The sequence below is a fragment of the Massilia sp. 01N410 genome (assembly GCF_056399665.1).
Genome location: NZ_JBFTRV010000017.1, coordinates 139,885 through 147,431 on the forward strand (window position 1 = coordinate 139,885; position 7,547 = coordinate 147,431).

The window sequence follows — 7,547 nt, forward strand, 5'->3', positions numbered from 1 at the left end:
TGCTACCGATAACAACACAGGGGACGATATGCTACCAGGACGTAGTTTGACTTCACGGCTGCACTTTGCTGCAGCCGTTTGCATTTCCGCGCTACTCGCCGGATGCGGTGCCGGCGACAGCGGCAGCGCAGTCCAGCAGGGCGCCGGCTCGGGCACCCGCCTGCTGGCCGCGGCGCCCGCTGCGGCCCCGGCGGTCGCGCCGGGCAGCATCCGCATGCACTTCCACCGCGTGCAGAACGGCACCGCCCAGTGGGGCGTGTATTCCTGGGACGGCCCGCAGCAGCCCAGCTCGGCCTGGATCACGGACCGCTTCATGTTCACCGGCACGGACGGCTTCGGCGGCTACGTCGACATCCCGCTGGCCGCCGGCAAAAGCGCGATCTGGTTCCTGGTCACCGACGGCGGCGGCACCAAGAATTGCGGCGCTGACCAGCACGCGGACCTGAACGCGGATGTGTCCAGCAAGGGCCAGGAGATCTGGATGCTGGAAGGCGACTGCACCGTCTACGCCAGCCGGCCGGCCCTCAGCTACGGCAGCCTGGCCTTCGCCAGCGCCCACTGGCTGTCGGCCACCACCCTGGCCTGGCCGGGCGTGCCCACCACCGGCAGCTACAGGCTGTTTTACGCGACCAATGGCGGCCTGACGGCCACGCCGGATGCCGCCGCCGGCCTGGCCGGCGCGGAAGGCAGCTTCACCCTGAGCCTCGCGCCCCTGTCCGACGCGATCCGCCGCAAGTACCCGCACCTGGCCGGCGCCACCGGCCTGCAGCTGGCCGCGGCGGACGCCGCCAAAGTCGCCGGGCTGGCCAGCGGCCAGTTCGCCATCGCCCAGTACGACGGCGCCGGCAACCTGGTGCAGGTGACCTCGCTGCAGACGGCCGGCATGCTCGACGAGGTGTTCGCGCAGGCGGCCGCGAACGCCCAGCTGGGCGTGACTTTCGACCGCGCCGGCGTGCCGACCTTCCGCGTGTGGGCGCCGACGGCGAAATCGGTCGCGCTGAACGTTTATCCGAACGCCGATGCGCCGGCCGCCAGCACCGTGCCGATGACGAGGGAAGCGGCCAGCGGCGTGTGGCGCTACACGGCGAGCGACGCGTCCTGGACCAACCGCGCCTACTACACCTATACCGTGCAGGTGCTGTCGCGCTGGGCGAACAACGCGCTGGTGACGAATACCGTCACCGACCCGTACTCGCCGAGCCTGAACGCCAACAGCACCCGCTCCTTCGTGGCCAACCTCGACAGCCCGGCGCTGAAACCGGCCGGCTGGGACGGCCAGCGCATTCCGAAGCTCGACGCGCCCACCGACATCGCCCTGTACGAGCTGCACATCCGCGATTTTTCGGCGCAGGACACGACGGTGCCGGCCGCCCACCGCGGCAAGTACCTGGCCTTCACCGACGACGACGCCAACCCGATGCGCCACCTGAAGTCGCTGCAGAAGGCCGGCATGACCCACGTCCACCTGTTGCCCAGCTTCGACTTCGCCAGCGTGAACGAGGCCGGCTGCGCGACGCCGGGCATTCCGAACGCGGCCGCCGATTCGACCGCCCAGCAGGCCGCGGTCGCCGCGGTACAGGACAGCGACTGCTTCAACTGGGGCTACGATCCGGTGCACTACAACGCGCCGGAAGGCAGCTATGCCAGCAACGCCAACGACGGCGCCGCGCGCGTGCGCGAGTTCCGCGCGATGGTGCAGAACCTGCACGAGACCGGCCTGCGCGTGACCATGGACGTGGTCTACAACCACACCAGCCAGTCGCAGCAGGGACCCTTGTCCGTGCTGGACCGCATCGTGCCGACCTATTACTACCGCCTCGGCGCCAACGGCAGCATCCTGAACGACAGCTGCTGCGCCGATACCGCCCAGGAAAACACGATGATGGGCAAGCTGATGATCGACTCGGTGTCGCTGTGGGCCAGGCAGTACAAGGTCGACAGCTTCCGCTTCGACATCATGGGCTTCACGCCGCTCGACCTGCTGAAGCGCCTGCAGGCGTCGGTGAACCAGGCCGCCGGCCGCGACATCTACCTGTACGGCGAAGCCTGGAACTTCGGCAACGTGGCCAACGACGCCCGCTTCGTGCAGGCGCGCCAGGCGAACATGGCCGGCACCGGCATCGGCTCCTTCAACGACCGCATGCGCGACGCGGTGCGCGGCGGCGGCTGCTGCGACAGCGGCAGTGCGCTGATCAGCCAGCAGGGCTTCATCAACGGCGTGTGGTACGACCCGAATGCGCAGGCGAACCAGAGCCGCGACGATGCCTTGCGCCTGGCCGACATGGTGAGGGTAAGCCTGTCCGGCACCCTGCGCGACTACCGCTTCACCGACCGTTCCGGTTCCCTGCGCACGAACGCCCAGATCGACTACTTCGGCCAGCAGGCCGGCTTCGCGGCCAGCCCGTCCGAGGTCATCAACTACATCGAGGCCCACGACAACCAGACCCTGTTCGACATCAACGCCTTCCGCCTGCCGCAATCGACCAGCCTGGCGGACCGCGTACGCGTGCAGAACCTGGGCGCGGCCATCGTGCTGCTGTCGCAGGGCGTGCCCTTCATCCATGCCGGCCAGGAGATCCTGCGTTCGAAGTCGCTCGACCGCGACAGCTACAACGCCGGCGACTGGTTCAACCGCCTCGACTACAGCTACACGTCCAACAACTTCGGCGTCGGCCTGCCGATGGCGGGGCCGAACCAGGACAACTGGGGCATGATGGCGCCGATCCTGACTAACCCGCTGATCAGGCCGGACACCCGCGCGATCCTGCAGGCGAAGGCGGTGTTCGAAGAGCTGCTGGCGATCCGCCAGGACTCGACCCTGTTCCGCCTGCGTACCGCCCAGGACGTGATCGAGCGCCTGAAATTCCATAACACCGGACCCGACCAGGTGCCGGGCGTGATCGTGATGGAAATCGACGGCAACGATCCTGGCAAATACCAGGGCGCGCAGTACAAGGGGGTGGTGGTGGTGTTCAACGTCGACAAGTCGGCGAAGACCATCGCCGTGCCGGCCCTGAAAGGCCGCAAGCTGCAGCTGCACCGGCTCCAGCGCAACGGCAGCGACGAGGTGGTGAAGTCCTCGGCTTTCGAACGCAACGGCGGGACCTTCAGCATCCCGGCGCGCACGGCCGCGGTGTTCGTCCAGAACGCCAACGATTGACGGCGCGACGTCGTAGTTGTAAATGAAAAGGGCCGGGAGTGACGAACTCCTGGCCCTTCGCTTCAGCTCAGCGGCAACCCGGCGCCGCGACAAGTCAGTTTCGCGGCAGGTTCAGGGCGCCGCCGCCCATCATGCGCGAATTTTCCAGTTCTTCCTTGTTGGCGGTCTTGACGGCAGTGGTGCGATCGACGTTACGGCGTGCGATCGAACTGCCGGTCGGGACGTAAGTCTCTTCCGGGCCGCTGCGCTGGGCGCTTGCGCCGTCCGGCGTTTCGGTCGCACAGCCGGCCAGCAGGGCCGAGCAGCTTGCGGCCAGCAGGATCAGGTACTTCATGGGGTCTCTCTCCTTATGGTGGTACTACGGTTGAAAAAGCGGTCGAATCCCGTTCACAACGCGACTCCAGAATCGGAATTTCATATGGGTTCCCGGTGTTTCTGCCTTGTTTTTACCGCATGAGGATCGCGGAATGATAGCCCCAACGAGGAGGGGATATTTCGAATTTGCAATTTTGCACCATTAACTGTAAATACGGCAATAAAGCGGACGTAAAAAAGCCTGCGGGCCTTCCGGCGCACAGGCTTTTTGTTTGAACCCGACCGCTGAAACTTACAGCACGTCGCTGGCGTGATCCGCCAGGCGCGAGCGCTCGCCGCGCGCCAGGGTCACGTGGCCGCCGTGGCTCCAGCCCTTGAAGCGGTCGACCACATAGGTCAGGCCGCTCGAGCCTTCGGTCAGGTAAGGCGTATCGATCTGGGCGATATTGCCAAGGCAGAGGATCTTGGTGCCCGGACCGGCGCGCGTGACCAGGGTCTTGATCTGCTTCGGCGTCAGGTTCTGGGCCTCGTCGATGATGAGGAACTTGTTCACGAAGGTGCGGCCGCGCATGAAGTTGAGCGACTTGATCTTGATGCGCGAACGGATCAGGTCCTGGGTCGCGGCGCGGCCCCAGTCGCCGGCATCGCCGTCGCCTTTCATCAGCACTTCGAGGTTGTCGTCGAAGGCGCCCATCCACGGCGACATCTTCTCTTCCTCGGTACCCGGCAGGAAGCCGATGTCCTCGCCCACCGGCACCGTCACGCGGGTGACGATGATCTCGTTGTAGACCTTGGTCTCCAGCACCTGGGCCAGGCCCGCCGCCAATGCCAGCAGGGTCTTGCCGGTGCCGGCCTGGCCGAGCAGGGTGACGAAGTCGACCTCCGGGTTCATGAGCAGGTTCAAGGCGAAGTTCTGCTCGCGGTTGCGCGCCGTGATGCCCCAGACATTGTTCTTGTTGTGGCTGTAGTCGCGCAGGGTCTGGAACACGGCGGTCTTGCCGTTGATTTCCTTGACCTGGCCCTGGAAGGGCGCTTCGCCATTGTTCGGTTCGAAGAACACGAACTGGTTCACCATCAGCGAGGGGATGAAGGGGCCGGTGACGCGGTAGTAGGTCGACGAGTTGCCGCCCTTGATTTCCTGCCAGGACTCCATGTTCTTGCCGTGCTTGGTCCAGAAGTCGTCCGGCAGCTGGACGATGCCCGAGTACAGCAGGTCGGTGTCTTCCAGCACGTGGTCGTTGAAGTAGTCCTCGGCCGCCAGGCCCAGGGCGCGCGCCTTGATGCGCATGTTGATGTCTTTCGACACCAGCACGATCGCGCGGCCCGACTGGTCGGCTTCCAGTGCGCGCACCACGCCCAGGATCTGGTTGTCGGCCTTGCCCGAAGGGAGGCCTTCCGGCAGGCTGGCGGCATTCAGGCGGGTCTGGAAGTACAGGCGGCCGCGCGCATCCTTGTTGCCCAGCTTGGCCAGCGGGATGCCGGTCTCGATGCCGTCGTCGTCGGTGTTGGCGATCAGGGCGTCCAGCGTGCGCGACACCTGGCGTGCGTTGCGCGCGACTTCCGACATGCCCTTCTTGTGGTTGTCGAGCTCCTCGAGCGTCATCATCGGCAGGTAGACGTCATGCTCCTCGAAGCGGAACAGCGAGGTCGGGTCGTGCATCAGCACGTTGGTGTCGAGCACGAACATCTTGGTGCTGCCGGCGCTGTCGGCCTTGCGGCTGGCCGAGGACTTGACGTTGACCTCGACCGGCTTGTGCTTGGCCGGATGCGGCTCGTTCATGTCGGTCTCGCGCAGCTTCGCGGCGGCGCCGTTCTTGCCGCTCTTGTCTGCGCGGGGAGGCGCGGGCAGCTTGGCCGGCGCGGCCGGCGGCGTCGTTTCGCGCACCGGCAGGCTCTCGCGACCCTGGCCCTCGGCCAGCAGCGCAGCCTTCGACTTGCGCGCACGGGTGGTCTTGGCCGGGACTGCCGGGCCGCTGATCAGGTCTTCGACCGGGTCGTTCTCCGCCTTCGCGGCTGCGCGGACAGGCGATTTGCCGGGTTCGGCCTTCGGGTAATCCTTTGCCAGCAGAATCGTCGCCGGCTTGCTTGGAATTTTCGGTAGTGGCATCAGGTTCTCAATCGGTATGAAGTCGGAAAAATGCGCCGCGCGGACGTGTGCGCCGCCGGGCCGGACAGATGCAACTGTGGGGGGAGCTGCGTGGCCCCGGCCGCTCATCAATGGGAGCGCGGCCGGCGGCCGGATTGGAATGATGCGTTGAGGTAAAACTAGGACTCAAAATAGGCAAACATCGGGCATCGGGTTAATCAACCGGAGCCATCCGTTCAGGGCTGGCTCTTCAGGAATTCGAGCACTTCCGCCACGTGATCATTGACTTTCACGCCACGCCATTCTTTCACCACTTTGCCGTTAGCGTCAATGACAAACGTACTGCGCTCGACCCCCCGTACCTTCTTACCGTACATGTTTTTCATCTTCATGACATCGAACTGGGTGCAGACCGCTTCTTCGGGGTCGGAGATCAATTCGAAGGGCAGGCCGAGCTTGGCCTTGAAGTTCTCGTGGGAACGCAAGGAGTCGCGGCTGATGCCGTAGACGGCGGCGCCCAGCGCGGTGATCTCGTCGTGGTGGTCGCGGAAGTTCATGGCTTCCGTGGTGCAGCCGGGGGTATTGTCCTTTGGATAGAAATACAGCACCGTGAACTTTGCCGGGCGACCCTGCAGCTCGAAGGTCTGGTCGCCGGTCATGGCGGCAGTGAAGTTGGCCAAGGGTTCGGTAGCTGTTGCGGATGGGCTTTCGGCCACGGGGTTCTCCTGTCAGGAACAATGAGCGCGGCGCGAAAGCCGCGGCTCAGGTTTTGGTGTCGAGGACGATCAGCTCTCCTGACCGGCCCGGTAGTTCTCCCCACTGAACTGGATATTCGGGCAGCGGGGCATGCTTTATCTTCTCATAATAGTCGGCCATTGAGGCAAGCTGATAGCCTTGAGCTTTCCAACCTGATAACAGCTGCTCGAAGATGGGGGCAAGTTTCTGTCCTTCAAGCTCGGCGTGCAGCGTATACACGTGGTCGCGCCGGTTTTCCGCCGTCAGCTTGAGGATGTGGGCGGCGATGTTCTGCGTCGTCAGCTCGGCGCCGCCCACTTCGCGGCCCAGCAGCTCGTCCAGGGTGGGCAGGGTGGTCGGCATCTGGATGTGCCGCATGCCGGTGAAGCGGTAGGGGCCGGCCTGCGGGTCGGCCAGCGCGCCATCGTCGAGCAGCATGGCGCGGCCGTCGGAGGCATAGGCGTAGCCCTGGGCGTCGTGGCGCCTGAAGGCATGCACGTTCATCTGCCAGCCGGCCGCGCCATGGGTATGCGGCGCCTCGCCGAACACCTGGGCGTAGCGCTGCTCGCTCTTCTGCATCATGCGATCGGTCCACTGCGCATCCCTGGCGCGGACATTGTCCTGCCATACCACGTGATCCCAGGTATGGATGCCGCATTCGAAGCCGGCATCGCGCGCGGCGCGCATCTCCGCCGCGCCCTTGGCGCCGATGTCCGGACCCGGCAGCAGCACGCCGTACATCAGGGTCTTGAAGCCGTAGTGTTCGACCACCGAGGTGCGCGAGACCTTCTGGAAGAAGCCGGGACGCAGGGCGCGCCGCATGGCCCAGCCGGTATGGTCGGGCCCCAGCGAGAACAGGAAGGTCGCGCCGGCGGCGTGCCGGCTCAGCATGCGCACCAGGTTGGGCACGCCGACCAAAGTGCCGCGGTAGGTGTCGACGTCGATCTTGAGGACGAGCAGAGGAGCCAAGTCGATTCCCTGCCGCTTAGTCCATCAGCGCCTGGGCGGCGCCGACCTGGCCGCGGTAGGCATCGAAGATGCCGCGCAGAGCGTCGGCCATGGTGGTGGTCGGTGCCCAGTCCAGGTCCTGCATCGTGTTCTCGATCTTCGGCACGCGGTTCTGCACGTCCTGGTAGCCGGCGCCGTAGTAGGCGCCCGAGCTGGTCTCGACGATCTGCACCTTCTGCGCGCCGGCCGCGTATTCCGGGTACTCGGCGGCCAGCTCGAGCATCATGCCGGCCAGGTCGCGGA

At 65.4% G+C, this 7,547-nt stretch carries 5 protein-coding genes and 1 pseudogene; 1 reads left to right on the top strand and 5 read right to left on the bottom strand.

The window, feature by feature from the left end; all coding sequences use genetic code 11:
- Positions 1-46 precede the first annotated feature (46 nt).
- Positions 47-3,160 carry a pullulanase-type alpha-1,6-glucosidase gene (gene pulA / locus AC1DOP_RS20950; protein WP_477253107.1) on the top strand — a complete coding sequence of 1,038 codons (3,114 nt, stop codon included), beginning with the start codon at positions 47-49 and terminating at the stop codon, positions 3,158-3,160.
- 94 nt (positions 3,161-3,254) lie between these two features.
- Here pulA and AC1DOP_RS20955 read toward each other — a convergent pair whose 3' ends face one another.
- The 5 genes and pseudogenes from AC1DOP_RS20955 to AC1DOP_RS20975 form a co-directional block, all read right to left on the bottom strand.
- Positions 3,255-3,494 carry a hypothetical protein gene (locus AC1DOP_RS20955; RefSeq protein ID WP_442124764.1) on the bottom strand — a complete coding sequence of 80 codons (240 nt, stop codon included), beginning with the start codon at positions 3,492-3,494 and terminating at the stop codon, positions 3,255-3,257.
- A 273-nt stretch (positions 3,495-3,767) separates the two neighbouring features.
- Complete coding sequence (locus AC1DOP_RS20960; protein WP_477253110.1) at positions 3,768-5,582, bottom strand: PhoH family protein; 1,815 nt, start codon at positions 5,580-5,582, stop codon at positions 3,768-3,770.
- A 215-nt stretch (positions 5,583-5,797) separates the two neighbouring features.
- Positions 5,798-6,277: a peroxiredoxin gene (locus AC1DOP_RS20965; protein WP_442124766.1), complete on the bottom strand. Its 480-nt coding sequence runs from the start codon at positions 6,275-6,277 to the stop codon at positions 5,798-5,800.
- Positions 6,278-6,323: 46 nt separating this feature from the next.
- Positions 6,324-7,265: a polysaccharide deacetylase family protein gene (locus AC1DOP_RS20970; protein WP_442124767.1), complete on the bottom strand. Its 942-nt coding sequence runs from the start codon at positions 7,263-7,265 to the stop codon at positions 6,324-6,326.
- Positions 7,266-7,281: 16 nt separating this feature from the next.
- A pseudogene (locus AC1DOP_RS20975) lies at positions 7,282-7,547 on the bottom strand (bifunctional UDP-4-keto-pentose/UDP-xylose synthase); the annotation flags it as partial.

What these genes read in the sequence shown, in the direction of transcription:
- AC1DOP_RS20960 (WP_477253110.1), bottom strand. Translation starts at nt 5,582, where the DNA reads ATGCCACTACCGAAAATTCCAAGCAAGCCGGCGACGATTCTGCTGGCA.
- AC1DOP_RS20955 (WP_442124764.1), bottom strand. Translation starts at nt 3,494, where the DNA reads ATGAAGTACCTGATCCTGCTGGCCGCAAGCTGCTCGGCCCTGCTGGCC.